This window comes from Pseudomonas sp. JY-Q (genome assembly GCF_001655295.1).
In the GTDB taxonomy this organism is placed as follows: Bacteria; Pseudomonadota; Gammaproteobacteria; order Pseudomonadales; family Pseudomonadaceae; genus Aquipseudomonas; species Aquipseudomonas alloputida.
This window is the reverse complement of the sequence record NZ_CP011525.1, coordinates 2163304-2189073: the sequence shown is the minus strand read 5'-3', so window position 1 is coordinate 2189073 and position 25770 is coordinate 2163304. Positions and strand designations below refer to the sequence as shown.

Sequence of the window (25770 nt, the reverse complement as noted above, 5' to 3'; positions counted from 1 at the left end):
GGCTACCGAAGCAAGGACACCGATCAGAGACTCCTCCCATGCTCAAATGGTGCTCGCGTTCGATTTTCCTGCAAGTCGTACTCGGCCTTGCCCTCGGCATCGCCTGCGGTCTGAGCTTCCCCGACCTCTCCCTGCAACTCAAACCCCTCGGCGACGGCTTCATCAAGCTGATCAAGATGCTCATCGGCCTGATCGTGTTCTGCGTGGTGGTCAGCGGCATTTCGGGTGCGGGTGACCTGAAAAAGGTCGGCCGCATCGGCCTGAAGTCGGTGATCTACTTCGAAGTGCTGACGACCCTGGCGCTGGTGATCGGCCTGGTGTTCGCCTTCACCAGTGGCATTGGCAGCGGTGCCAATATTCACCTGGATCAACTGTCCGCCGCCGATGCCAACGGCTTGGCCGAGCGCGGCCAGCACATCCATGGCGCCACGGCGTTCTTCATGGACCTGATCCCCACCTCGGTGATCGGTGCCTTCGCCGACAACAACATTCTTCAGGTGCTGCTGTTCTCGGTGCTGTTCGGCAGCGCGCTGAACCTGGTGGGTGACTCGGCCGCCGGCATTTCGCGACTGATCAACGAACTGAGCCATGTGATCTTCCGCATCATGGGCATGATTGTGCGCCTGGCGCCGATCGGCGTGTTCGGCGCCATTGCCTTCACCACCAGCAAGTACGGCCTGGCGTCGCTGCAGCACCTGGGCGGGCTGGTGGCGCTGTTCTACCTGACCTGTGCCGGCTTCGTGCTGATCGTGCTGGGCACCGTCATGCGCCTGTCGGGCCTGAAGCTGCTGCCGTTGATCAAGTACCTGCGTGAAGAGCTGACCATCGTCCTGGGCACCGCCTCTTCCGACGCCGTGCTGCCACAGATCATGCGCAAGCTTGAGCACCTGGGCATCGGCAGTTCCACGGTCGGCCTGGTGATCCCTACCGGCTACTCGTTCAACCTCGATGGTTTTTCCATCTACCTCACCCTGGCGATCGTGTTCATCGCCAACGCCACCGGCACGCCACTGGAAATGACCGACCTGCTGACCGTCCTGCTGGTGTCGTTGGTGACTTCCAAGGGGGCTCACGGCATCCCAGGCTCGGCACTGGTGATTCTTGCCGCCACCCTGACTGCGGTACCGGCGATCCCTGTGGTTGGCCTGGTACTGGTGCTGGCGGTGGACTGGTTCATGGGTATCGGCCGGGCGTTGACCAACCTGATCGGCAACTGCGTGGCCACCGTGGCCATTGCCCGTTGGGAGAAGGACATTGACCTGGAGCGTGCGCAGAACGTGCTCGACGGCAAGCCTGGCTTTGCCCCCACGCCACGCAAGCAACCCAACGCCCATCAACAGGAATTCTGAGCGAACGTGGCCGGCATGACGCCGGCCCTTCCAGGAGCGAACCGTGATCAGCTCATCAACCGTCGTCAACTCAGTGGTGGAAAAACTCCGCCAGGCCCTGGCCCGCGGCCAATGGCGTACCGGCGACATGCTGCCAGGCCAGCGCGAACTGGCCGAACAACTGGGCATCAGCCGCCCCAGCCTGCGCGAAGCGGTAACCGTGCTGGAAACACTGGGCCTGGTGCGCTCGTTACCCGGCAAGGGCGTATTGGTGCTGGATGCCGATGCCCAGGCATCGGGCGTGGAAACCAGCGCAGCGGCCAGCCTGGCCGACGTGCTGGAACTGCGCTACACACTCGAACCGTTCATCGTCGGCCTGGTGGCGCAGTCGGCCAACAGCCAGGACATCGGCCAGTTGCGCCTGACCCTGATGGACATGCGCGAAGCGCTGGAGGCCGATGACAGCGAGGCCGGGGTCAAAGCCTACATTGCCTTCCATGAGGCGCTGTTCGCCCTGACCACCAACCCGATTTTCCAGAGCGTGGTGCAGCAGACCGGCAATGCCCTGAAGCAAAGCGCCGACATGCTGCGCAACTCGCCAGAGCACCTGGCCGCGCGGCTGAAGGAAAACGAAGCGGTGGTGCGCGCCATTCGCGAACGCAGCAGCGCCCAGGCCAGTGCCCAGATGCGTCAGCACATCGTGGCCGAAGGGCTGCGCATGGGCATCGCGCTGAATATCCCGGACGAACATCCACATCCATGACCTCAGGAGAGTGCCCATGAACGCCGCCCCCCACTTGCCTGCCCTGCTCGCGGCCGGCGAAACCCGCCTGTCGGCCGAGCAGATTTATCCGCGGCTGTTCGACGCCATTCTCGAACAGCGCCTGCCGCCGGGCAGTCTGTTGCCCGAACAGGCGCTGGGCCATGCCTTTGGTGTCAGCCGCACGGTGATCCGCCGCGTGCTGGGGCGCCTGTCCGACCAGCAGGTGGTGGTACAGCGCCCCAGCCACACCGCACATCTGGCTGCACCCGACCCAGACCAGGCACGTCAGGTGCTCAGTGCCCGTCGCCTGGCGGAAACCACGCTGATCACCCTGGCCGCGCAACGCGCCCGGCCGGCGCAGGTACGCCAGCTACGGCAACTGGTGGAGCGCGAGCGCCAGCACCATGAGCGTGGCGAACGCTGCGCAGCGATCCGCCTGGGCGGCGAGTTCCACCTGAAACTGGCGCAGGTGGCGGCCAATGCACCACTGGCGCGATTTCTCAATGGGCTGGTGCCGATGACCTCGCTGATCATCGCTCGCTACGAAACGCCGTGCTGCGATCACTGCGCGTGGGAAGAGCATGCGGCAATCATCGATGCCGTGGAGCAAGGTGATGCCGAAGCGGCGCTGGGGTTGATGCACAGGCACCTTGACCGTCTGGAAGAAAAGCTCGACCTGGAATAACCCGACCAAACGGACGCGATCGCTCCCACGCAGGCCGCGCTCACGCAACCACCTGCATCAGAGCGGATGCGGGCGATGGGCTGCACAGCAGCCCCAATAACCCCACCCTATACTTCGAGAACCACCCCAGCCTCTACCAGGGAGGCGGTCGCGTGAGTTCTCGAGTCCTCCTGTTGCTCTGCCTTCTGCTGGCCCTCGGCGGTTGTACCAGCAAGCGCCCCCCTGCCCCGCCGCCACCCACAATACTCACTCCCGCGGCCTGGCAACGCATCGACCAGGAACTGATAGAAGCCTCGGCCGGTGCCGCCGGCTCGGCCAACGACTATGCCCGGCGCTCTATGCGGGTGTGGAAGGAGCAGGTGCAGCAACGCACCGAAAGCGACTTCATCCCTTGGTTCACGGGTTACTGGACCCAGCAGTGGCTGACCCTCAAGGTGGCCTGGTACAAGCTCGACAGTGGCGAGGGTCGGGAACCGGCAGAAAAACGCCTGGCCCTGTACCTGCAGGAGCAGTATCACGCGCGGGTGATCGAGCCGGTAGCCGAGCAGATCAACCCCGAGGGCATCCGCGACCGCGCCTGCGAACTGTACCTGCAACTGCTCGGCCAGCAACTGCCGGCCATCATCAGCCGTTACAACGCGCCGCCCGAGCAGTTCAGCCAGCGTCTCAACCGTATCCCCGCCATCGCCCTGGGGCCACCGGATGCGCGCAATGCCAGCCTGTATCAGTTGCTGCGGGCCAAGTCACTGGACCAGCAACCGGCCTGGCAAGCCATGCGCCAGCACTTGCATCAGCAGGCCAGCAAAGGCCCCGGCAGGACCGATGTCGGGCTCAACTCGGTGGCCACCCAGGCCAGCGAAAAGCTTGGCGCCACCCTGGCCCCGCGCGGTATCGCCAGTGCCGTGGCATCGGCAGTGGGCAAGGTGGCAGGGGCGATGATTTCGATTGCTGCAGCCGGTTACGGGATGATGACCCATGACCGTGATCACCCGCAGATGGTCGAACAACTGCGGGTGATCCTGAACGTGGCGTTGAACCAGGAATGGCAGGAGTTGATGGAGAACCGCCAGAGCGGGGCCATGGCGGGGGTCTATTACCTGTCGGGGCAGGTTGAGGACAGCTTGCTGGCCAGTGCGCCGCGGCCGGTGGAGCAGCAGGTCGAGCAGCAGCAGCAGGCGCCTTTGATCATTCGCCTGCCACCTTAGAGGCGGCCTGTGCCGGCTCCTTCGCAGCGCAAGGCTGTATCAAGCTGTGGCCAGGGCAGCGCTTGGCAAGCCAAACACACGATCAAACGCCCAGTTGTAGGCAAAGGTGTAGCACGGCACCAGGATGATGAACGCCATATCCACCAGCAGCGCCTCCAGCAATGTCATGTCCAGCCACCAGGCAATCAGCGGAATCAAGTAAACCACCAGGGTCAACTGGAAGCCGATGGCATGCACCACCCGCCGCGCCACGCTGCGCCCACGCTTGGCCTGGCGGCTCTCCCAGTACTCGAACAGGGTGTTGTAGATCAGGTTCCAGAGCATGGCGATGGTGGTGATCATCACCGCCAAGGGCCCGGTATGCGACGCCTGCGTATCTGACAGGTAGGCCAGCCCGAGGGTCGACATGCACAGCCCGATCAGTTCATAGAAAGTCACGTAGACCAGCTTGCGTTTCAATCCCTGCACCCAGGTTACCTCCAAAGACAAAAAGCGACGGGGGCGATCATGCTTCAACGAACTTGACAGAAAAAGTCAGCAGCTGTCAGATAAACTGACAGGAGGCTGCCATGAACTTTTCCAGCGACAACATCCAGCTGTTTCTGGCCGTGCTCGACAACGGTTCGTTTTCTTCCGCTGCGCGCGCCCTCAAGCGCGTGCCGTCAGCCGTGAGCATGGCCATTGGCAACCTTGAAGCAGAACTTGGCTATAGCCTGTTCGAACGTGGTCCGCGTGAAGTTCGCCCAACCGCGCAGGCCTTGGCCCTTGAGCCACACGCCAGGCTGATTGCCGAACAACTCGGGCTGCTACAGGTTCATGCCCTGGAGTTGTCCCAAGGGCTGGAGAGCAGCCTGACCCTGGCGGTGGTACCCGACATCGATCACCGCCCGCTGCTGGCGGCCATCGCCAACCTCGGTGAGCGCCACCCCTTGCTGGACATTGCCCTGGTCAGCGCCCCGCAGGAAGAAGCCCTGCACTTGCTGGACAGCGGTCGTGCCGACCTCTGCGTAGCCTTTGCCGGCCTGCAGGTCGATGCCCGCCGCGGCTTCCAGCACATCGGCATGGAGTCGCTGGTAGCCACCCTGTCGCCGGCCCACCCGGCCTTGCGTGAGGGGCGTATCCACTACCTTGAGGACCTGACCCAGGTGCGTCAGATTCTGGTGCGCAGCCGCGATCTGCCTCTGGCTGACCCTCGCCCGCTGATCGGCGCCACACACTGGTCCACCGACAGCTTCGACCTGGCGCTGCAGATGGTTGAAGCTGGCTTGGGCTGGGGTGATCTGCCGTTGTCGCGGGTCGCGCCGCTGCTGGCCAGCGGGCGCCTGGTGCGCCTGGAGTTCCGCAATACACACAACGCGTTGCAACTGCCCGTGCATATCCTGTGGCGCAAACAACAGCCGCTGCAGCAAGCCGCACGCCTGCTGATCGAGCAGTTGGCTGACCCGTGACTGCCGTCCGTCGAAACGCCTGTAAGAAATTTCTCTAAGCACTTCAATCTTTTACCCCTCGAGCCGATATCTCGGTCGACAGGCCCCGCATCGCGTCATGAGCGCGCTGCGCCCTCCCCTCATTGGCTCAAGGTCTCGAAACATGAACCTGAAATTTCGCCACAAGATCCTGCTCAGCGCCTGCGGCGTCGTGGTCCTGGCATTTGCCCTGTTCACGCTCTACAACGACTACCTGCAACGCAATACCATCCGCCAGAATATCGAAGCCTCGGTGCAGCAGTCCGGTGCACTGACCGCCAGCAGTGTGCAGAACTGGATGAGCGGGCGCATTCTGGTGCTGGAGAACCTGGCCCAGGACATCGGCCAGCAAGGCGCCGGCGACACCTTGGCAGGGCTGATCGAGCAGCCGTCCTACACGCGTAATTTCCTGTTCACCTACCTGGGCCAGGCCAACGGCGAATTTACCCAGCGCCCGGATGCCCAGATGCCCGCCGGTTACGACCCGCGCCAGCGCCCTTGGTATGGCGCCGCCGCCAACGCCGGGCAGACCGTGCTGACCGCCCCGTACCAGGGGGCAGTCGGTGGCCTGATGGTGACCATCGCCACGCCGGTGAAGAGCAAGCGCAATGGCGAACTGATCGGTGTGGTCGGCGGTGACGTTACCCTCGACACCCTCGTCGAGATCATCAACTCGGTCGACTTCGGCGGCATCGGTCACGCCTTCCTGGCCGACGCCAATGGCCAGGTGATCGTCAGCCCGAACAAAGACCAGGTGATGAAAAACCTCAAGGACATCTACCCAGGCAGCAACCTGCGGGTTGCCGCCGGCATGCAGGATGTCACCCTCAACGGCCAGGACCGCATCATCTCGTTCGCCCCGGTGGCCGGCCTGCCTTCGGCGCAGTGGTACATCGGGCTGTCGATCGACAGGGACAAGGCCTATGCCGCGCTCAGCCAGTTCCGCACCTCGGCGATCATTGCCATGCTGATTGCCGTGGCCGCCATCGCCGGCCTGCTCGGCCTGCTGATTCCGGTGCTGATGAGCCCGCTGACCACCATGGGCCGCGCCATGCGCGACATCGCCGAGGGTGAAGGTGACCTTACCCGCCGCCTGGCCGTGCAGAACAAGGACGAGTTCGGCGAACTGGCTACCTCGTTCAACCGCTTTGTCGAACGTATCCATGCCTCGATCAGCGAAGTGTCCTCGGCCACCCGCCTGGTGCATGACCTTTCGGAGAAAGTGGTCAGTGCGTCCAATGCGTCGATCAGCGGTTCTGAAGAACAGAGCATGCGCACCAACAGCGTCGCTGCGGCCATCAACGAACTGGGCGCCGCCACCCAGGAAATCGCCCGCAACGCCGCAGATGCTTCGCAACATGCCAGCGGTGCCAGCGAACAGGCGCACGGTGGCCGTGAAGTGGTTGAAGAAGCCATCAGCGCCATGACTGCCCTGTCGCAACGGATCAGCGAGTCGTGCGCGCAGATCGAAACGCTCAACGCCAGCACCGACGAAATCGGCAAGATCCTCGACGTGATCAAGGGCATTTCTCAGCAGACCAACCTGCTGGCACTGAACGCCGCCATCGAAGCGGCCCGTGCCGGTGAAGCCGGCCGTGGCTTTGCCGTGGTGGCCGACGAGGTGCGCAACCTGGCGCACCGTACCCAGGAGTCGGCGGAAGAAATCCACCGCATGATCACCAGCCTGCAGGTGGGCTCGCGCGAAGCGGTGCACACCATGAACACCAGCCAGGTTTCCAGCGAGCAGACCGTGCAGGTGGCCAACCAGGCCGGCGAACGCCTGGCCAGCGTGACCCAGCGCATTGGCGAAATCGATGGCATGAACCAGTCGGTGGCGACAGCGACCGAAGAACAGACTGCCGTGGTCGAGAGCCTCAACCTGGACATCACCCAGATCAACGCCCTGAACCAGCAAGGGGTGGAGAACCTCAACGAGACCCTGCGCCATTGCGACCAACTGGCCCAGCAGGCTGGGCGTTTGAAGCAGTTGGTGGGCAGCTTCAGGATTTAAACGCCGGGTTCAGGCGGCAACGGCCTATGCCTGTTGTCGCCTGTACCAGCCCCTTATGCAGCCACCGCCTTCGCAGCCCTGCCCCGCCGTACCCAGGCCAACAATACCGCCGTCATCAGCACAAAGCCCAGGTAGCCAAACAACGGGTACACTTCGCCCACCAGGCTGATGAACCCCACCAGGCTGCAGCCGAACGCCACCACCCCGGTCACCACCGAGCCCCAGCGGAACTTCGTCGTGCCCGCCGGTAACAGCCGCGAGAGGAAGGAAAACAGCGTGCCCACCGCGGTGTTGACGATCATGCCGAAGATGATCAGGCACATCACCAGCCCCAGCAGTGGTGACACTTCGTTGGCAATCGACAGCATGGGCATCGGCTGGTCGGCCACACTATCCAGGCGCGACAGCAGCCCGGCACTCATCACCAGCATCAGGCCGCCTAGCGCTGCACCACCGAGCAGGCCTCCCCACACAGCGGCTTTCTCGCCCTTGGCCGAACCGCCCAGAATGGCCAGGATCGGCGCACCCGCGACGATGTTATACGACACATACAAGAACGCCCCCAGCAGCCAATGGCGCGTGCCGGCCTGTTGCTGGCTGGCCACCTGATCGAGCGCAGCAAAGCTCTGCTCGCGGGTGATCACGGCATACAGCGCTATTGCCGAAGCCACCAGGATCAGCAAGGGGGTGATGGCGCCAATTGCAAGTATCATCTTGCGCACGTCCAGGCACACGATACCGACTACCACCAGCGTCACCAGCACGCTGCCGGTCAGGGCCGGGATGCCGAACTGCTGCTCCAGCAAGGCACCACCACCGGCCAGCATGACCACGGTGACGGCGAACATGAAAAAGGTGATCAACCAGTCGACGAACATGCCCAGGTGACGGCCGCAGATGGCCAGGATCACATCCTTGTGCGAGGTGGCCTGCTGGCGATTGCCCAGCCCCGCCAACGCCATGCCGAGGAAGGTGAACAAGGCGGCGCTGACCAACGCGCCAGCCAACCCCCACACGCCGAAATCGACAAAGAACAACAACAGTTCCCGCCCTGAAGCGAACCCCGCCCCCACGATCACGCCGACAAATGCGCCGGCGATCTTCAGCTGCTCTTGCATGTGAACCTCTGGATTTATTGTTGTTTTGTCATCGCCGTCGCATACCGGTTGTAGGGGCGGCCTTGCAGCCCATCGCGACACAAGGCCGCCTCTACACGGGCTCTTTGCCCTGTCAGGCGTCGCCGACGAACGCCTGCACTTCTATCTCTACATCCACGCCCAGGGCCAACGCCGAAGCCACGGTGGAACGCACCGGTAGCGCCGCGCCGAAGAACGCCTTGTACACCTCGTTGAAGCCGGCGAAATGGCGCATGTCCGACAGCCAGACCGTGGCCTTCACCACCTGGTCGAGACGTGCGCCACAGGCCTCCAGGCTTTCGGCGATACGCTCGCAGGCAGCACGGGTCTGGGTCTGGATATCACCGCGCACCACTTCGCCGCCAGCGCTCATCGGCACCTGCCCGGAGAGGAACAGAAAGCCACCGGCCTTTACGGCGCGGGAAAACGGGAACGGCAAGCTGCTGGGGAAACGCTGAATGTCATTGCTCATGGGATGCTCCTTTCAGGGTTGCTGGAAACGGGCCGGGGACAGGCGCTCGGGCGCCACGCCCTGGCTGACAAGGTCGGGACACAAGGGCTGGCCCATCAGCAAGTCGGCGGCCAGGCGCGAGGCGCCCGCTGCCGACTGGATGCCATAGCCACCCTGGGCCGCCAGCCAGAAAAACGCGGGTGCATGCGCATCGAAACCGATCACCAGGTCGCCGTCGGCAACGAATGAACGCAGCCCGGCCCAGGTGTGGCTAGGGCGGCGGATCGCCAAGGTGGTCATGGCTTCAATGTTGTAAATACCCAAGGCCACGTCGAACTCCTCGGGCGCGGCATCCTGTGGCTCGACCGGGTCGGCATTGGCTGGAGACCCCAACAGTTGGCCGGCATCAGGCTTGAAGTAGAAGCTTTCATCGACGCCAATCACTGCAGGCCAGCGGGCAAAGTTTTGTTCTGCCGGGCCGGGGAAGGTGAACGCGCTACGGCGGCACGGTTGCAAGCCGATGCGCGCCACCCCGCACTGCTCGGCCACACGGTCCGCCCAGGCACCTGCAGCATTGACCAGACATCGGGCCTGCAAACGGCTGCCATCAGCCAACTCCACCTGCCACACGCCGTCCAGGTAGCAGGCCTGGATCAGCTCGGCGTTGCAGCGCAGTTCACCGCCGGCAGTGCGATAACCCCGCAAGAAGCCTTGGTGCAAGGCATGTACATCAAGGTCCATCGCACCTGGCTCAAGCACCGCGCCGGCCAGGGTTTCGCCACGCAGGCTGGGTATCAGTGCCAAGGCCGCGTCCCGGTCCAGCAGGCTGACCTCTGTGCCATTGGCCAGGTTCTGCGCGTAAGTTTGCTCAAGCAGTTCACGTTGCTCCAGGCTGGCCACATACAGACAGCCTCGCGGCTCCAGCAGCGGGTGCTCACAGAAGCCCTGCGGTGGCGCTTCGTAGAAGGCTCGGCTGGCGCGGGTCAGTGCCTGGATCTGTGGGGTGCCGTAAGCCTCCATGAACATGGCCGCCGAACGCCCGGTGGAATGGTAGCCAGGCTGCGATTCACGCTCGACCAGCAGCACACGCTGCTGGCCGGCCAGGCGGTAGCCCAGCGAGGCGCCGGCGATGCCAGCACCGATGATCAGGGTGTCGTAGGTCGGGGTCATGCACGCTCCTGCCAGGCCAATTATCATTTATGAGAATTCTAATATATGAGAATTTAGAAATGCGCAAGGGTCCAAGGTAAGATGCCCGACCAACGCCGCATGCCGAGATCCCTGAATGCCTTCAGCTCTACCCCAGCTTGACCGTGCAGTAGTGGGCCAGCGCCTGCGCCAGGTGCGCAAGGCGCGCCAGATGACCCTCAAGCAATTGTCCGAAGCCAGTGGTGTGCCGCTGTCCACGTTGTCGAAGATGGAACTGGCGCAGGTGTCGGTCAGCTATGAAAAACTGGCCGCTGCTGCGCGGGCGCTGAATGTCGATATTGCCCAGCTGTTCCGCGCCAGCGGCACGGTCAGCGCCCCGGTGCCGGTGACCGTGGTGGTTGACTCACTGCCCGCAGCGGCGGGTTATTCGACCGGCACCTACGACTATTATCCGATTGCCGGGGATTTCCCCGCGCGACGCATGACACCGGCTTATGCCCGCATCATTGCCCGGGAACGCGGCCAGTTCGACGATTTTATCCGCCACCCCGGGCAAGAGTTCGCGCTGGTGCTGAGCGGGCGTGTGCGCATCGAGTTCGAGACCGGCGAAGCGGTCAGCATCGGGCCGCAGGAGACGGCGTATTTCGACAGCCAGGTGGGGCACATCTACCTGTCGGAAAGTGATGACGGTGGTGATGCCCATGTCATGGTGGTGATGACTGATCGTTGATCGGTCACGCCCGCCCAAGGCAAACCCGGTTATAACCTAATAACGAACAAGTCTATTTGGCTATAAAAAAATCTATATGCTGACTGGCATCCGATAACGGGCAAAGTTGGGCAGTCGAGTAGCGTATGGATGTAGGTTCTTTCGGTTTCACCATTGCTGGCCTGGTCGTGGGCTTCATCGTCGGTATGACCGGCGTCGGTGGCGGCTCGCTGATGACCCCGATCCTGTTGTGGTTTGGTATCCACCCGGCGACCGCTGTCGGTACCGACCTGCTGTATGCAGCGATCACCAAGGCCAGTGGCGTCTGGGTGCATGCGCGCAACAAGAACATCGACTGGAAGATCACCGGCCTGCTCAGCCTGGGCAGCGTGCCCGCAGCGGCGCTGACCCTGTGGTTCCTCAGCACCCTGCACACCGACACCTCGGCGCTCAACGCCATCATCAAGCAAGGCCTGGCGGTGGTGCTGATCCTGACCGCGCTGGCCATCCTGTTCAAATCGCGCCTGCAGGCCTTCGCCAGCCGCCATGCCGGTGATCACTACCACCTCAGCGACCGTAGCCTGAACACCCTCACGGTGCTGACCGGCGTGGTGCTTGGAATAATGGTCACCCTCACCTCCATCGGTGCTGGCGCCCTGGGTACAGTGGCGCTGTTCCTGCTGTACCCGTTCCTGGTCACCCGTCGCCTGGTCGGTACCGAAATTGCCCACGCCGTGCCACTGACCTTGGTAGCAGGCCTGGGCCACGCGGGCATGGGCAACATGGATTGGTCGCTGCTGGGCTACCTGCTGCTGGGCTCGCTGCCAGGCATCTATCTGGGTAGCCACCTCACCGGGCGAATCTCCGACCGCGTGCTGCGCCCTTGCCTGGCAACGATGCTGCTGCTGATCGGTTACAAGCTGGCGTTCTGAGCCTTAGCCCAGGCGCAACCGCCACTGCCCGGTAAAGCTCAGTTCCAGACGTGACAGCGGCAGCACGTCAATTCGCTGCCCGGCACTCATCGGACACCCAAGCACCTGTACCAGCATGGCGCGTATGACCATCGGGTGGGTCACGGCCAGCCAGTCACCCGGCCTGTCAAAGGCCGCCAGCCAAGCGGCCAGGCGCTGGCATAGCGCAGCGAACGACTCGCCACCATGCACGGCACTGGCCGGATCCCGCAGCCATTCTGCCAACGCCTGCGGTTGCTCGGCTTGTAGCTGCTTCAACGACAAACCCTGCCAACGCCCAAGGTCGCAATCGGCCAAGCCCGGCTCGACCTGTACCGCCCCCGTTAACCACGCCGCCGTCTCGCAGGCCCGCCGCTCTGGCGCACTCAGCAGTTGCACGCCTGATCGGTCGGCGTCTGCCTGTCGGGCTAGCGGCAGGATGCCGTCATCCGTATGGTGCAGGCGCCCGTTCTTCTGGGCCTGGGTCAGGGCATGGCAAATCAGGGTCAGGCGGATGGCTTTCACCAGGCATTTCTCGCAGCGGGCTGGGGTGCATGGTTTAGCACGCTGCGAGACGTTTGGCTGCAACAATGTCGCCGGCCATTCGCGACCCGATTGACTTGCGATTGGGCCGCAGGGCGGCCCTTGGGATCAGAAGTTGATATTCAGCGCAGCAAACACCGCCCTGCCCGGCTGGTTATACGTGTTTGCCCCCGAGCTGCTGGCGTTGCCGCCGCGCAGGATCTGCTTGTCGAAGACGTTGTTCACGCCCACCCGCACGTCGTAGTTGGCATTGAACTTGTACCCGGCGCTCACGTCCACCAGGCCATAGGCCTCGACGTCCTGCTGGGCGGCCTTGTCGTAGTCCTGCTGGGTGCGGTAGTTGTAGGTCGGCGATTTTTGCTTGCCGAAGTAAGTACCCGCTACCTGGAATGACAGCTGCTCGGTCGCGCGCCAGTCGAGGCTGGTGTTGACGGTGTATTCCGGGATCACCGACAGCGGCTCGCCCGTTTCGCGATCATCGTTGTCGAGCATCCAGGTCAGGTTGGTGTTCCAGTCCAGGGTCGGGGCCAACTCGATGAAGAAGTTGCCTTCGACACCTTCCACCCGCGCCTTGCCGGCGTTGTCCCACTGAGTCACGCGGCTGCCGGTACCCATGGTGTAAAGCACATCGGTATCACCGATGATCTTGTTCTTGTAGTCGTTGCGGAAGTAGGTGGCACTGGTGCGCCAGGTACCCCGGTCGTACAGCAGGCCGATTTCCTTGTTGACGCTGATCTCGGGCTTGAGGTCGGCGTTGCCCTGCAGGTAGCAGCCACCATTGTTGGCCTGTTGCACACTGCAGCCATTACCGCGGCTGTACAGCAGGTAGTTGGGGTTGGACTGGTACAGGTTCGGAACCTTGTAGGCACGGGCGATGCCGCCTTTTACCGACAGCGCTTCGGTCAGCTTGTGCGACAGGTTCAGGCTCGGGCTGAAGTTGTCACCGAAGCTTTCGTGGTGGTCGAAACGCAGGCCCGGCGTAAGGGTGGTGTCGCCAACGATGATGTTGTCTTCGACAAACAGCGCATAGCTGCGTGCGGTCATCTTCGAGCTGCTGCGATCGAAGCCGACAAGGCCGTCATTGTGGGTGGGGTCGGAGCTTTGCGGGCGCAACGAACCTTGGTCGTTGAGGGTTTCGTACAGGTACTCGCCGCCCAAGGTAAGCACATGTTCTGTGCTGCCCATGGCGAACGGCAGGTTCACCTCACTGCTCAGGCGTGTGTTACGCAAACGGGACATGGCCCCACCTTCGTCGCTTGGGGCACCTTCGGTGCGGCCAGCCAAGCCCTCGTTAAGGCGCCAGTTGCGTACGTATTCGTAGGCCAGCGTGGTCTTGCTGGTACCCCAGGTGAAATCACCGAGGTGGGTCAGGTCATAAGTACTGCGCTGCATCACGTTGGTTTCGTGGCCGTAGAGGCTGGAGACGAAGTCGACGTCTCCGCCGCCGTTGCTGTTCATGGTGTCGCCGGCAAAAATGTTGCCCTGACGGCTGTAGCCGGCACTGGCTTCCAGGCGATGCTCGTCGTTCAGTTTCCAGCTGAGCAGGCCGTTGATGTCCTTGTTGCGAACGCCTTCTCGCCCCGCAACCAGGGCGCTGGTGGCATGCCCGGCGTTGATGTCCAGATCGTCGGCGTCAGTCTTGGCCAGGCCACCGTACAGGCGCAAACCCAGGTTATCGGTCAGGCCGCCACCGAGGTTGAAGTTGGCTCGCCGGCTGGCGCCTTCTGCGCTGTCTTCGGGCAGTTGCGTGTACAGGCTGACGCTGCCTTTCAGCTCGTCGGAAGGACGCTTGGTGATGATATTGACCACCCCGCCCATGGCGCCGGAGCCGTAGCGTGCGGCGGCCGGGCCACGCAGGATCTCGATGCGCTCGACCGCTTCGGCCGGCACCCAATTGGTTTCACCCCGAGTATCACGGTCACCGTTCCAGCCATAGCGCACAGCCTTGCGCGCGCTGGATGGCTTGCCGTCGATGAGGATCAACGTGTTCTCCGGGCCCATGCCGCGCAGGTCGATCTGCCGGTTGTTTCCGCGTGCGCCACTGGCACTGTTGCCGGTCAGGTTAACCCCGGGCTCGCGGCGGATGATGTCGGACAGGTCATTGGCCGGTGGGTGACGCTTGATGTCCTCGGCCGTGATGATCGACGTGCCCAGGGCCTGTCGCGCCTCGCGCTCGGCGGTGATCAGGGTGTCCTGGATCACCAGCGCGTTGTCGGCGACGGGCGCTTCCACTACCTCACCCGCACGCCGCTCCTCGGACTCTGCCGCAGTCGCCAGCATGGACGGCGACGCCAGCGCGACGAACGCCAGGGCCAGGCTGTTGGATGAAGTTCTGCACTGCATGGGTACATCTCCTGCGATTCATGAGCGAAAAGGCACATCCCTGTCGGAAACCGGGAGCCCTCGCCCACCGGCCCCGCACTCAGTTCGGCGGCCAACAGGGGTGGTAAATATAGAGAGTCGCAAATGCGAGTACATCTTATTTACGAAGTTTACATGTTTGTAACTGAACTTTGCTGAACCGTGATCTTTGGCACAGCGAGGCTCGCTGTGGGAGCAACGGTCTTGCTCAACATTTGATAAGCCTTCGGGCTCGCCTGTAGGAGCGGGTTTACCCGCGAACACCGGCGAAGGCACCCTATGACGGAATGACCACCCTGCATTCATGGACAGTTCAGTCATGTCCGCAGGCTGTTGCTGCCATCCACCTATCCGATTTGCATCCTGTGTGCAGGCATCTACAGTTTCGACGTACAACGCTGCGGAGCGGCCAGATGCGTGGCGATGACAACAACTGCGCAAGCACTGCCAAAAGCCAGCCGAAAATGCCCCGCAGCATCTGGGCGCTGGGCTTCGTGTCGATGTTGATGGACATTTCCTCGGAGATGATCCACGCCCTGCTGCCCCTTTACATGGTCAGTGTGCTCGGCGCTTCGGTGATCGCGGTGGGGTTCATCGAAGGAATCGCCGAGTCGACCGCATCGTTCACCAAGGTGTTCTCTGGCGCCCTCAGCGACCGACTGGGTAAACGCAAGCTGCTGACAGTGATCGGCTATGGCCTGAGTGCGCTGATGAAGCCGGTATTTCCCATGGCCTCCGGACTTGAGTGGCTGACTGCGGCACGCTTCGTCGACCGTGTCGGCAAAGGCATTCGGGGGGCACCCCGCGATGCGCTGGTGGCCGATGTTACGCCGGTCGAGCTGCGCGGCGCGGCGTTCGGCCTGCGTCAGGCGCTCGATACCGTGGGCGCTATCCTCGGGCCATTGCTGGCGATCGTGTTGATGTGGCTGACAGCGAGCCATTTCCAGACCGTGTTCTGGGTAGCTATTATCCCGGCGTTCGTGGCGGTGTATATCCTAGTTGCCTTCGTTCACGAACCTGAAGCCTCAGCTATGGGGCGTCGGGTACGCTCACCGTTGGCACTGCACGCGCTTCGGCGCCTGGGGCCGGTCTATTGGCGCCTGATCGGTCTGGCCACGTTGTTCACCCTCGCCCGTTTCAGCGAGGCGTTCTTGCTGCTGCGGGCTCAGAACATAGGCCTGACTCCGCTGTGGGCGCCGGCGGTACTGGTATTGATGGCGATGGCCTACTCACTGTCGGCCTACCCTGCCGGCGTGTTGTCGGACCGAGTGGGGCGCCGTGGCGTGCTGATGGCCGGGCTAGGCCTGCTGATCACTGCCGACCTGCTGCTGGCCCTTTTGCCAGGATGGGCCGGGCTTGCCTTTGGGGTAACGGCCTGGGGCCTGCACTTGGGCTTCAGCCAAGGCATCTTCTCTGCCATGATTGCCGACAGCGCCCCCGCCAACTTGCGCGGTACCGCCTTCGGCCTGTTCAACCTGCTGACCGGTGCGGCACTGCTGATAGCCAGCGTGGTAGCCGGATTGCTGTGGGAGAGTGCGGGGTTCCAGGCAACCTTCCTGGTTGGTGCAGGGTTTGCCGTCACCACCCTTGCAGGGCTGACGCTGCTGCGCTGAACCTGGCTAGCCTGGCGGTTCACGACTGCAGCGCACGCAGGTTGAACAGTTCCATCCTGTAACCCGAACGCTCCCGCCGCAGGGGGCGAACGCCTGGCCAGGGGCCACGGCCTGCCGGTGAAGGCGTTCGAGTGGTTCGGGTCACCAAGGATGTCGGCAATGCACGCAGTGAAGGGGCCAAGCTGATCGCGATGCTGGATGGCGATCTCCCCCTCAAGCCGAACTAGGCCAGCGCAGCCTCCTGCTCCAGCAACGACCAACCGCCATGCCCATCCACCTCAAGCCGGTGAGTATGGAACGCTGCCAGCGTGCTGCGGTGGCCGACACTGACCAGCAATGCACTCGGCATTTCCGAACGCAACAACGCATACAGGGCATGCTCGAGCCCCTCATCCATCGCCGAGGTGGACTCGTCGAGAAACACCACCTCAGGCCGGTTGAACAGTACCCGGGCGAACGCCAGACGCTGCTGCTCGCCCACCGAGAGGATGTGTGACCAGTCACAGCTGACGTCCAGACGCTCGGCCAGGTGGGCTAGGTTGACCTGGCGCAGTGCCTGCTGCATGAGCAACTCATCCTTGGTATTACTGGCTGCCGGGTAGGCAATGACGGTACGCAAGTCACCCAGCGGCAGGTACGGGCGTTGCGACAGGAACAGTGCCTGATGCCCCGTTGGCCGCCTGACCTTGCCTTCGGCATACGGCCAAAGACCCGCCAGGGCACGCAGCAGCGTGGTTTTACCACTGCCCGATGGCCCTTTGATCAACAACGCCTGGCCGGCATGCAGGCTCAGGTCCAGGTCGGCGATAAGGGCATGTCCGTCCGGGCGCAGCACCTGCAATCCCGCGATCTGCAGCGCATGCGCCTGGTCTTCGGTGGTGACGCGCGGCAACGCACTTGCCTGCTGGTTGGCATCGAGAAAGCCGGTGAGACGGTCAAGGGTCGCGCGGTACTGCGCGAACGCATCGTACGACTCACGGAAGAACGACAAAGAATCCTGCACCTGCCCAAAGGCCTGGGAAGTTTGCATGACGTCGCCCAGCTTGATCGCCCCACTGAAGAAGCGCGGCGCCTGAAGAATGAACGGAAACACAACGGCTACCTGACTGACACCCAAGTTGAAGCCACTGAACTTCAAGTTCCGGTACACCAATGCCCAGGCATTCACGATCAAGGCAGCAAAACGGCCGAGCAACGTGCCCCGCTCGACTTGCGAACCTTGGTAGAAGGCAATGTTCTCGGCGTTCTCACGCAGACGCATCAACGCGTAACGGAAGTTGGCGGTGAGTTTCTCGTTGAGGAAGTTAAGCCGGATCAGCGGGCGCCCAAGGCGGAAGGCGAACCAGGTGGCGACGATGACATACAGGTAAACGGCAAATACCATCGCCCGAGGGATCTCTACGCCGGCCACCGTCAACGGTGCCGACAGCCCCCAGAGGATACCGGTGAACGCCACGAGCGAAACCAGCGCACTGACTGCGCCCAGGGCAAGGGTGACCGAGTTGGTGACAAAAGCGTTAACGTCCAGTTCGATACGTTGGTCAGGGTTGTCCACTGGCTCGGCAAGGAACTGGCCACGGTAATAGGCATCGCCCTGCATCCAGTCGTGGGTCAGGCGCTCGGTCAGCCAGACCCGCCACTTGATACTGAATGCCTGGCTGACATAGAAGGTGAACAGCGAGCGCAACACATGGATGGTAGCCAGCACTGCGAAGACGCCGAGCAGGTACCAGAACGCCGCCTGGTCAAGGCCCTGCAAGGCGCTGTAGAAGCCGTTGTACCAGAACGAAAAAAGAACGTTTAGGCGAACCGAAAACAGCGTCAGGACCAGCAGCAGGGCAAACACCAGCAACGGCCGCCAACTGCGCCTGAAACTGAAATAGGGCCCGGCAAGCTGCCAGAACTGGCTGCCCCAGCGTGTACAACGCACGGCCAGAGTTGCGGCTGCAGTGAAGCTGACAAGGGTGATGAACGAGGCGATTGCCAGCCAGCTTAGGCTCTCTTGCAGGGCCTGATGCCAGTTCATTTCCATGGTAAGTATCCGTGCTGAGTATTTCCGCGAGCGTAGCATTACGCTGTCATTCGTCAGGTATAAATGACGCACATTTCATGATTTGTAGGAGCGGGTTTACCCGCGAATGGGCCGGGCCTGCTACCCAATTTCCACCCGCCGTTCACTGTTGCCGCTGCTACCGTATTCGCGGGTAAACCCGCTCCTACACAGTTTGGTGGTGGACACACATCGGGGGGTGGACACAGGCCGTCGTAGGAGCGGGTTTACCCGCGAACACCGGCGAAGCCGGTGCCCTCCACCGAGCTGCCTGTTCCCACAGTGATTCGAGCAGGTCCAGTTTTTTTGCCCACAAAGACAAAACCCCTACCTGCATGCGCAGATAGGGGTTTTGCGAAATGAATCTTGACGATGACCTACTCTCACATGGGGAAACCCCACACTACCATCGGCGATGCATCGTTTCACTACTGAGTTCGGGATGGGATCAGGTGGTTCCAATGCTCTATGGTCGTCAAGAAATTCTGTTGCCAGAATGTCCAGATGGACAGCCCAGCGAATTCGGATATGCGATATTTGTGGTCTTACGAATTTTCGGGTCTTTCGTCTTCACCACCACAATCTGCGTAGCAGATTGCTTGGGTGTTATATGGTCAAGCCTCACGGGCAATTAGTATTGGTTAGCTCAACGCCTCACAGCGCTTACACACCCAACCTATCAACGTCGTAGTCTTCGACGGCCCTTTAGGGGATTCAAGATCCCAGTGAGATCTCATCTTGAGGCAAGTTTCCCGCTTAGATGCTTTCAGCGGTTATCTCTTCCGAACATAGCTACCCGGCAATGCCACTGGCGTGACAACCGGAACACCAGAGGTTCGTCCACTCCGGTCCTCTCGTACTAGGAGCAGCCCCTCTCAAATCTCAAACGTCCACGGCAGATAGGGACCGAACTGTCTCACGACGTTCTAAACCCAGCTCGCGTACCACTTTAAATGGCGAACAGCCATACCCTTGGGACCGGCTTCAGCCCCAGGATGTGATGAGCCGACATCGAGGTGCCAAACACCGCCGTCGATATGAACTCTTGGGCGGTATCAGCCTGTTATCCCCGGAGTACCTTTTATCCGTTGAGCGATGGCCCTTCCATACAGAACCACCGGATCACTAAGACCTACTTTCGTACCTGCTCGACGTGTTTGTCTCGCAGTCAAGCGCGCTTTTGCCTTTATACTCTACGACCGATTTCCGACCGGTCTGAGCGCACCTTCGTACTCCTCCGTTACTCTTTGGGAGGAGACCGCCCCAGTCAAACTACCCACCATACACTGTCCTCGATCCGGATAACGGACCTGAGTTAGAACCTCAAAGTTGCCAGGGTGGTATTTCAAGGATGGCTCCATGAGAACTGGCGTCCCCACTTCAAAGCCTCCCACCTATCCTACACAAGCAAATTCAAAGTCCAGTGCAAAGCTATAGTAAAGGTTCACGGGGTCTTTCCGTCTAGCCGCGGATACACTGCATCTTCACAGCGATTTCAATTTCACTGAGTCTCGGGTGGAGACAGCGCCGCCATCGTTACGCCATTCGTGCAGGTCGGAACTTACCCGACAAGGAATTTCGCTACCTTAGGACCGTTATAGTTACGGCCGCCGTTTACCGGGGCTTCGATCAAGAGCTTCGCTTGCGCTAACCCCATCAATTAACCTTCCGGCACCGGGCAGGCGTCACACCCTATACGTCCACTTTCGTGTTTGCAGAGTGCTGTGTTTTTAATAAACAGTCGCAGCGGCCTGGTATCTTCGACCGGCATGGGCTTACGGAGCAAGTCCTTCACCCTCGCCGGCGCACCTTCTCCCGAAGTTACGGTGCCATTTTGCCTAGTTCCTTCACCCGAGTTCTCTCAAGCGCCTTGGTATTCTCTACCTAACCACCTGTGTCGGTTTGGGGTACGGTTCCCAGTTATCTGAAGCTTAGGAGCTTTTCTTGGAAGCATGGTATCAACCACTTCGTCGCCTAAAGGCAACTCGTCATCAGCTCTCGGCCTTGAAATCCCGGATTTGCCTAAGATTTCAGCCTACCACCTTAAACCTGGACAACCAACGCCAGGCTGGCCTAACCTTCTCCGTCCCTCCATCGCAATAACTGGAAGTACAGGAATATTAACCTGTTTTCCATCGACTACGCTTTTCAGCCTCGCCTTAGGGACCGACTAACCCTGCGTCGATTAACGTTGCGCAGGAAACCTTGGTCTTTCGGCGTGCGAGTTTTTCACTCGCATTGTCGTTACTCATGTCAGCATTCGCACTTCTGATACCTCCAGCAAGCTTCTCAACTCACCTTCACAGGCTTACAGAACGCTCCTCTACCGCATCATCGTAAGATGATACCCGTAGCTTCGGTGCATGGTTTGAGCCCCGTTACATCTTCCGCGCAGGCCGACTCGACTAGTGAGCTATTACGCTTTCTTTAAAGGGTGGCTGCTTCTAAGCCAACCTCCTAGCTGTCTAAGCCTTCCCACATCGTTTCCCACTTAACCATGACTTTGGGACCTTAGCTGACGGTCTGGGTTGTTTCCCTTTTCACGACGGACGTTAGCACCCGCCGTGTGTCTCCCATGCTCGGCACTTGTAGGTATTCGGAGTTTGCATCGGTTTGGTAAGTCGGGATGACCCCCTAGCCGAAACAGTGCTCTACCCCCTACAGTGATACATGAGGCGCTACCTAAATAGCTTTCGAGGAGAACCAGCTATCTCCGAGCTTGATTAGCCTTTCACTCCGATCCACAGGTCATCCGCTAACTTTTCAACGGTAGTCGGTTCGGTCCTCCAGTCAGTGTTACCTAACCTTCAACCTGCCCATGGATAGATCGCCCGGTTTCGGGTCTATACCCAGCGACTAAACGCCCTATTAAGACTCGCTTTCGCTACGCCTCCCCTATTCGGTTAAGCTCGCCACTGAATATAAGTCGCTGACCCATTATACAAAAGGTACGCAGTCACCTAACAAAGTAGGCTCCCACTGCTTGTACGCATACGGTTTCAGGTTCTATTTCACTCCCCTCTCCGGGGTTCTTTTCGCCTTTCCCTCACGGTACTGGTTCACTATCGGTCAGTCAGTAGTATTTAGCCTTGGAGGATGGTCCCCCCATATTCAGACAAAGTTTCTCGTGCTCCGTCCTACTCGATTTCATTGACAAGAGATTTTCGTGTACGGGGCTATCACCCACTATGGCCGCACTTTCCAGAGCGTTCCACTAATCTCAAACCAACTTAAGGGCTGGTCCCCGTTCGCTCGCCACTACTAAGGGAATCTCGGTTGATTTCTTTTCCTCAGGGTACTTAGATGTTTCAGTTCCCCTGGTTCGCCTCTTGCACCTATGTATTCAGTACAAGATAACCAGCTTATGCTGGCTGGGTTCCCCCATTCAGAGATCTCTGGATCACAGTCTGTTTGCCGACTCCCCAAAGCTTATCGCAGGCTACCACGTCTTTCATCGCCTCTGACTGCCAAGGCATCCACCGTATGCGCTTCTTCACTTGACCATATAACCCCAAGCAATCTGGTTATACTGTGAAGACGACATTCGCCGAAAATTCGTACGTTGCTCTTTCGAGCAGAACTCACAAATTTTACCTTAGCCTGATTCACCAGCAGTGAAACTGGTGTTCAGTCTATATCTATCACATATCCGAATTTTTAAAGAACGATCTGACAAAAGTCAGAAATCAACATTCGACGCGAATGCTCATTTCTGAGTTTGATCAAGGTACAGCAAGTGGTGGAGCCAAGCGGCATCGAACCGCTGACCTCCTGCGTGCAAGGCAGGCGCTCTCCCAGCTGAGCTATGGCCCCGCATATTGGTAGGTCTGGGCAGATTTGAACTGCCGACCTCACCCTTATCAGGGGTGCGCTCTAACCAACTGAGCTACAGACCTATATAGGGTCTTGATCGTCTTCGACAATGAATCAAGCAATTCGTGTGGGAGCTCATCAGCAGGCTGATGTCGTCGATTAAGGAGGTGATCCAGCCGCAGGTTCCCCTACGGCTACCTTGTTACGACTTCACCCCAGTCATGAATCACACCGTGGTAACCGTCCTCCCGAAGGTTAGACTAGCTACTTCTGGTGCAACCCACTCCCATGGTGTGACGGGCGGTGTGTACAAGGCCCGGGAACGTATTCACCGCGACATTCTGATTCGCGATTACTAGCGATTCCGACTTCACGCAGTCGAGTTGCAGACTGCGATCCGGACTACGATCGGTTTTGTGAGATTAGCTCCACCTCGCGGCTTGGCAACCCTCTGTACCGACCATTGTAGCACGTGTGTAGCCCAGGCCGTAAGGGCCATGATGACTTGACGTCATCCCCACCTTCCTCCGGTTTGTCACCGGCAGTCTCCTTAGAGTGCCCACCATAACGTGCTGGTAACTAAGGACAAGGGTTGCGCTCGTTACGGGACTTAACCCAACATCTCACGACACGAGCTGACGACAGCCATGCAGCACCTGTGTCAGAGTTCCCGAAGGCACCAATCCATCTCTGGAAAGTTCTCTGCATGTCAAGGCCTGGTAAGGTTCTTCGCGTTGCTTCGAATTAAACCACATGCTCCACCGCTTGTGCGGGCCCCCGTCAATTCATTTGAGTTTTAACCTTGCGGCCGTACTCCCCAGGCGGTCAACTTAATGCGTTAGCTGCGCCACTAAAATCTCAAGGATTCCAACGGCTAGTTGACATCGTTTACGGCGTGGACTACCAGGGTATCTAATCCTGTTTGCTCCCCACGCTTTCGCACCTCAGTGTCAGTATCAGTCCAGGTGGTCGCCTTCGCCACTGGTGTTCCTTCCTATATCTACGCATTTCACCGCTACACAGGAAATTCCACCACCCTCTACCGTACTCTAGCTTGCCAGTTTTGGATGCAGTTCCCAGGTTGAGCCCGGGGCTTTCACATCCAACTTAACAAACCACCTACGCGCGCTTTACGCCCAGTAATTCCGATTAACGCTTGCACCCTCTGTATTACCGCGGCTGCTGGCACAGAGTTAGCCGGTGCTTATTCTGTCGGTAACGTCAAAACAGCAAGGTATTAGCTTACTGCCCTTCCTCCCAACTTAAAGTGCTTTACAATCCGAAGACCTTCTTCACACACGCGGCATGGCTGGATCAGGCTTTCGCCCATTGTCCAATATTCCCCACTGCTGCCTCCCGTAGGAGTCTGGACCGTGTCTCAGTTCCAGTGTGACTGATCATCCTCTCAGACCAGTTACGGATCGTCGCCTTGGTGAGCCATTACCCCACCAACTAGCTAATCCGACCTAGGCTCATCTGATAGCGCAAGGCCCAAAGGTCCCCTGCTTTCTCCCGTAGGACGTATGCGGTATTAGCGTTCCTTTCGAAACGTTATCCCCCACTACCAGGCAGATTCCTAGGCATTACTCACCCGTCCGCCGCTGAATCAAGGAGCAAGCTCCCGTCATCCGCTCGACTTGCATGTGTTAGGCCTGCCGCCAGCGTTCAATCTGAGCCATGATCAAACTCTTCAGTTCAATACTGCTTGGGTTTTTAAGAAACCCTAAACTTGGCTCAGCAATCTCAAATGACTATGTGATTTCTCGCATGGCCACTTGTGATGCTGATAATCTTTTTGACTATCAGTCCGTACTCACAAGCACCCACACGAATTGCTTGATTCAATTTGTTAAAGAGCGTTTGGTTAAGAGCTTTTCGTCTCAACCGAGGCGCGCATTCTACGCTTTCCTCAGAGCCTGTCAAGCGTTTATTTTGAAGTTTTTTGCGAGAAACTCGTTTAGCTTCAAACACTTGACTCAACACAGTGGCTAGCTTTGCTTCGCTACCGCGTTGGAGTGGTGCGCATTATAGGGAGGCCATCGAGAAGGTCAACCTTTAATTTCAATGATTTGAAATATTTCTGGCAAAACCGCTTAAGGGCTACCACCCACCCCACCAATTGCGCACTATATTGCTCAACACCTCCCTCGCCAAAGGATTGCCGCACTTAAATGAACACCCAGCCCCGCAGCCTGGCCGCCACCCTCTTCCCGATCGGCCTACTGCTTATCGCCATGGCATCGATTCAGTCCGGCGCCTCTCTGGCCAAAAGCATGTTCCCCATCATCGGCGCACAAGGCACCACCACCCTGCGCCTGATCTTCGCCAGCATCATCATGCTGCTTATACTGCGCCCGTGGCGGGTACGCATGACCGCCAACACGTTGCGCAACGTGGTCATCTACGGGATGGCACTGGGCGGCATGAACTTCCTCTTCTATATGGCCCTGCAAACGGTACCCATCGGTATCGCTGTGGCCCTGGAATTCACCGGCCCGTTGGCCGTGGCAATCTTCTCCTCGCGCCGACCGATCGATTTCCTGTGGATTGCGCTCGCCATCGCTGGGCTGCTGCTGTTGCTGCCAGCAGGTCACAGTGGCCAGGCACTCGACCCAGTGGGCGCCGCCTATGCGCTGGGGGCGGGCGTGTGCTGGGCGCTGTACATCCTGTTCGGGCAACGTGCAGGAGCCGAGCACGGCATCCAGAGCGCGGCCCTGGGGGTGGTAGTCGCGGCCCTGTTCGTCGCCCCCATCGGTATCGCCCACGCCGGTAGCGCTCTGCTCACACCTGCCGTGATCCCCATGGCGTTGGCCGTTGCAATACTGTCCACCGCCCTGCCATACAGCCTGGAAATGGTTGCCCTCACGCGAATCCCGGCGCGCACGTTCGGCACCCTGATGAGCATCGAACCGGCATTTGGCGCATTGTCCGGCCTGCTTTTCCTCGGCGAGATGCTGACACTCACTCAATGGCTGGCGATTCTGGCAATCATTACCGCCTCGGTCGGCACCACCCTGTCCATGCGCAAGGCAACCAGCCCGGCCATCGCAGCAGACTGATATGAGAAATATTTTCATTTGAGAAAGGATTAGTGATTGTAGCAGCCCGTCTCGCTGATTAAGCTGTCACAGAATCATCATCTTTACGCTATCTACTGGGCCGAACACGGACGCTGGGGGAAGGTTCAGGAAGAACCGAAGCGACAACGACAGGGTCGTGACAACTGATTTGCCCTGCATTTAAGGACAGGAATGAAACGAATTTTTCTCATCCTGGCCATCTTGGCTATTGCTGGATGTGCCGCCACAGCCAAGACCGAGGTCAAAAGGGGCAAGAAGGGCCTGCATATCAATTGCTCCGGTCTTTCTTCCTCGTGGGACAATTGCTACAGCAAGGCCGCAAGCGCCTGCAGCACGCGCGGCTACCGAGTTGTTGCGCGCTCGGGCGATAGCGATGAAGAAGCCGGTGACTATTTGTTCGGCATCAACCCGGCGGGTTACACCAGCCGTAGCATGATCGTCATCTGTAAATAGAGAA

Annotated in this window: 18 protein-coding genes, 2 tRNA genes, 3 rRNA genes and 1 pseudogene; 12 read left to right on the top strand and 12 right to left on the bottom strand. The window is 60.0% G+C overall.

Annotation, left to right across the window (positions count from 1 at the left end):
* Positions 1–38: 38 nt before the first annotated feature.
* The 4 genes from AA098_RS09790 to AA098_RS09775 all read left to right on the top strand — a co-directional run bounded on the left by AA098_RS09790 (position 39) and on the right by AA098_RS09775 (position 3981).
* Positions 39–1349, top strand: a complete 1311-nt coding sequence (locus tag AA098_RS09790; protein ID WP_003250213.1) for a C4-dicarboxylate transporter DctA — start codon at positions 39–41, stop codon at positions 1347–1349.
* A gap of 43 nt (positions 1350–1392) precedes the next feature.
* Positions 1393–2091, top strand: a complete 699-nt coding sequence (locus AA098_RS09785) for a FadR/GntR family transcriptional regulator (protein WP_003250211.1) — start codon at positions 1393–1395, stop codon at positions 2089–2091.
* A 16-nt stretch (positions 2092–2107) separates the two neighbouring features.
* Positions 2108–2776 carry a GntR family transcriptional regulator gene (locus tag AA098_RS09780; RefSeq protein ID WP_003250210.1) on the top strand — a complete coding sequence of 223 codons (669 nt, stop codon included), beginning with the start codon at positions 2108–2110 and terminating at the stop codon, positions 2774–2776.
* A 152-nt stretch (positions 2777–2928) separates the two neighbouring features.
* Complete coding sequence (locus AA098_RS09775; protein ID WP_033726807.1) at positions 2929–3981, top strand: hypothetical protein; 1053 nt, start codon at positions 2929–2931, stop codon at positions 3979–3981.
* A 39-nt stretch (positions 3982–4020) separates the two neighbouring features.
* Here AA098_RS09775 and AA098_RS09770 read toward each other — a convergent pair whose 3' ends face one another.
* Positions 4021–4449 carry a PACE efflux transporter gene (locus tag AA098_RS09770; protein WP_003250207.1) on the bottom strand — a complete coding sequence of 143 codons (429 nt, stop codon included), beginning with the start codon at positions 4447–4449 and terminating at the stop codon, positions 4021–4023.
* Positions 4450–4550: 101 nt separating this feature from the next.
* Between AA098_RS09770 and AA098_RS09765 the strand changes: the two genes are divergently transcribed.
* The 3 genes and pseudogenes from AA098_RS09765 (at position 4551) to AA098_RS30155 (ending at position 7458) form a co-directional block, all read left to right on the top strand.
* A complete protein-coding gene (locus AA098_RS09765) occupies positions 4551–5429 on the top strand; it encodes a LysR family transcriptional regulator (protein ID WP_003250205.1) in 879 nt (292 codons plus the stop codon).
* A gap of 97 nt (positions 5430–5526) precedes the next feature.
* A pseudogene (gene mcpA / locus AA098_RS30160) lies at positions 5527–6603 on the top strand (methyl-accepting chemotaxis protein McpA); the annotation flags it as partial.
* A 114-nt stretch (positions 6604–6717) separates the two neighbouring features.
* A complete protein-coding gene (locus AA098_RS30155) occupies positions 6718–7458 on the top strand; it encodes a methyl-accepting chemotaxis protein (RefSeq protein WP_370290711.1) in 741 nt (246 codons plus the stop codon).
* Between the two features lie 53 nt (positions 7459–7511).
* Here AA098_RS30155 and AA098_RS09755 read toward each other — a convergent pair whose 3' ends face one another.
* From AA098_RS09755 to AA098_RS09745, 3 genes are all read right to left on the bottom strand, one after another.
* Positions 7512–8576 (bottom strand): membrane protein, encoded by a 1065-nt coding sequence (locus AA098_RS09755; RefSeq protein ID WP_014753855.1) that lies wholly within the window; start codon positions 8574–8576, stop codon positions 7512–7514.
* Positions 8577–8688: 112 nt separating this feature from the next.
* Positions 8689–9066, bottom strand: a complete 378-nt coding sequence (locus tag AA098_RS09750) for a RidA family protein (RefSeq protein WP_003250199.1) — start codon at positions 9064–9066, stop codon at positions 8689–8691.
* 12 nt (positions 9067–9078) lie between these two features.
* Positions 9079–10215 (bottom strand): FAD-binding oxidoreductase, encoded by a 1137-nt coding sequence (locus tag AA098_RS09745; RefSeq protein ID WP_003250196.1) that lies wholly within the window; start codon positions 10213–10215, stop codon positions 9079–9081.
* 115 nt (positions 10216–10330) lie between these two features.
* Between AA098_RS09745 and AA098_RS09740 the strand changes: the two genes are divergently transcribed.
* Both AA098_RS09740 and AA098_RS09735 read left to right on the top strand, forming a co-directional pair.
* Positions 10331–10924, top strand: a complete 594-nt coding sequence (locus tag AA098_RS09740; protein WP_012053085.1) for a helix-turn-helix domain-containing protein — start codon at positions 10331–10333, stop codon at positions 10922–10924.
* 125 nt (positions 10925–11049) lie between these two features.
* The gene (locus tag AA098_RS09735; protein ID WP_003250191.1) at positions 11050–11835 is read left to right on the top strand and encodes a sulfite exporter TauE/SafE family protein; all 786 of its coding nucleotides are present in this window, start codon (positions 11050–11052) and stop codon (positions 11833–11835) included.
* A gap of 3 nt (positions 11836–11838) precedes the next feature.
* Here AA098_RS09735 and AA098_RS09730 read toward each other — a convergent pair whose 3' ends face one another.
* Positions 11839–12378, bottom strand: a complete 540-nt coding sequence (locus AA098_RS09730; protein WP_003250189.1) for a histidine phosphatase family protein — start codon at positions 12376–12378, stop codon at positions 11839–11841.
* Between the two features lie 126 nt (positions 12379–12504).
* Positions 12505–14739: a TonB-dependent siderophore receptor gene (locus AA098_RS09725; protein WP_064614131.1), complete on the bottom strand. Its 2235-nt coding sequence runs from the start codon at positions 14737–14739 to the stop codon at positions 12505–12507.
* A 431-nt stretch (positions 14740–15170) separates the two neighbouring features.
* On the opposite strand from AA098_RS09725, the gene AA098_RS09720 reads away from it, so the two are divergent.
* Positions 15171–16370: an MFS transporter gene (locus tag AA098_RS09720; RefSeq protein WP_003250183.1), complete on the top strand. Its 1200-nt coding sequence runs from the start codon at positions 15171–15173 to the stop codon at positions 16368–16370.
* Between the two features lie 223 nt (positions 16371–16593).
* Here the strand turns inward: AA098_RS09720 and AA098_RS09715 are convergent, their stop codons facing one another.
* The 6 genes from AA098_RS09715 to AA098_RS09690 form a co-directional block, all read right to left on the bottom strand.
* Positions 16594–18402, bottom strand: coding sequence for an ABC transporter ATP-binding protein/permease (locus tag AA098_RS09715; RefSeq protein WP_064614130.1), 1809 nt, complete (start codon positions 18400–18402; stop codon positions 16594–16596).
* Between the two features lie 382 nt (positions 18403–18784).
* Positions 18785–18900 (bottom strand): 5S ribosomal RNA (rrf, locus tag AA098_RS09710).
* A gap of 130 nt (positions 18901–19030) precedes the next feature.
* Positions 19031–21923 (bottom strand): 23S ribosomal RNA (locus AA098_RS09705).
* Between the two features lie 234 nt (positions 21924–22157).
* Positions 22158–22233 (bottom strand) — tRNA-Ala (locus AA098_RS09700).
* 6 nt (positions 22234–22239) lie between these two features.
* A tRNA-Ile gene (locus AA098_RS09695) sits at positions 22240–22316 on the bottom strand.
* Between the two features lie 77 nt (positions 22317–22393).
* Positions 22394–23930 (bottom strand): 16S ribosomal RNA (locus AA098_RS09690).
* The 16S, 23S and 5S rRNA genes sit together here with 2 tRNA genes alongside, the layout of an rRNA operon.
* A gap of 474 nt (positions 23931–24404) precedes the next feature.
* Here AA098_RS09690 and rhtA point away from each other — a divergent pair.
* Entirely contained in the window at positions 24405–25292 is an 888-nt protein-coding gene (gene rhtA / locus AA098_RS09685; RefSeq protein ID WP_003250156.1) for a threonine/homoserine exporter RhtA, read from the top strand.
* A 192-nt stretch (positions 25293–25484) separates the two neighbouring features.
* Positions 25485–25766: a hypothetical protein gene (locus AA098_RS09680; protein WP_003250154.1), complete on the top strand. Its 282-nt coding sequence runs from the start codon at positions 25485–25487 to the stop codon at positions 25764–25766.
* Positions 25767–25770: the final 4 nt, after the last annotated feature.

Coding starts and splice junctions, on each gene's coding strand:
- AA098_RS09790 (WP_003250213.1), top strand. CDS start 39: ATGCTCAAATGGTGCTCGCGTTCGATTTTCCTGCAAGTCGTACTCGGC.
- AA098_RS09780 (WP_003250210.1), top strand. CDS start 2,108: ATGAACGCCGCCCCCCACTTGCCTGCCCTGCTCGCGGCCGGCGAAACC.
- AA098_RS09765 (WP_003250205.1), top strand. CDS start 4,551: ATGAACTTTTCCAGCGACAACATCCAGCTGTTTCTGGCCGTGCTCGAC.
- AA098_RS30155 (WP_370290711.1), top strand. CDS start 6,718: ATGCGCACCAACAGCGTCGCTGCGGCCATCAACGAACTGGGCGCCGCC.
- AA098_RS09755 (WP_014753855.1), bottom strand. CDS start 8,576: ATGCAAGAGCAGCTGAAGATCGCCGGCGCATTTGTCGGCGTGATCGTG.
- AA098_RS09750 (WP_003250199.1), bottom strand. CDS start 9,066: ATGAGCAATGACATTCAGCGTTTCCCCAGCAGCTTGCCGTTCCCGTTT.
- AA098_RS09745 (WP_003250196.1), bottom strand. CDS start 10,215: ATGACCCCGACCTACGACACCCTGATCATCGGTGCTGGCATCGCCGGC.
- AA098_RS09740 (WP_012053085.1), top strand. CDS start 10,331: ATGCCTTCAGCTCTACCCCAGCTTGACCGTGCAGTAGTGGGCCAGCGC.
- AA098_RS09735 (WP_003250191.1), top strand. CDS start 11,050: ATGGATGTAGGTTCTTTCGGTTTCACCATTGCTGGCCTGGTCGTGGGC.
- AA098_RS09725 (WP_064614131.1), bottom strand. CDS start 14,739: ATGCAGTGCAGAACTTCATCCAACAGCCTGGCCCTGGCGTTCGTCGCG.
- AA098_RS09720 (WP_003250183.1), top strand. CDS start 15,171: ATGCGTGGCGATGACAACAACTGCGCAAGCACTGCCAAAAGCCAGCCG.
- AA098_RS09715 (WP_064614130.1), bottom strand. CDS start 18,402: ATGGAAATGAACTGGCATCAGGCCCTGCAAGAGAGCCTAAGCTGGCTG.
- rhtA (WP_003250156.1), top strand. CDS start 24,405: ATGAACACCCAGCCCCGCAGCCTGGCCGCCACCCTCTTCCCGATCGGC.
- AA098_RS09680 (WP_003250154.1), top strand. CDS start 25,485: ATGAAACGAATTTTTCTCATCCTGGCCATCTTGGCTATTGCTGGATGT.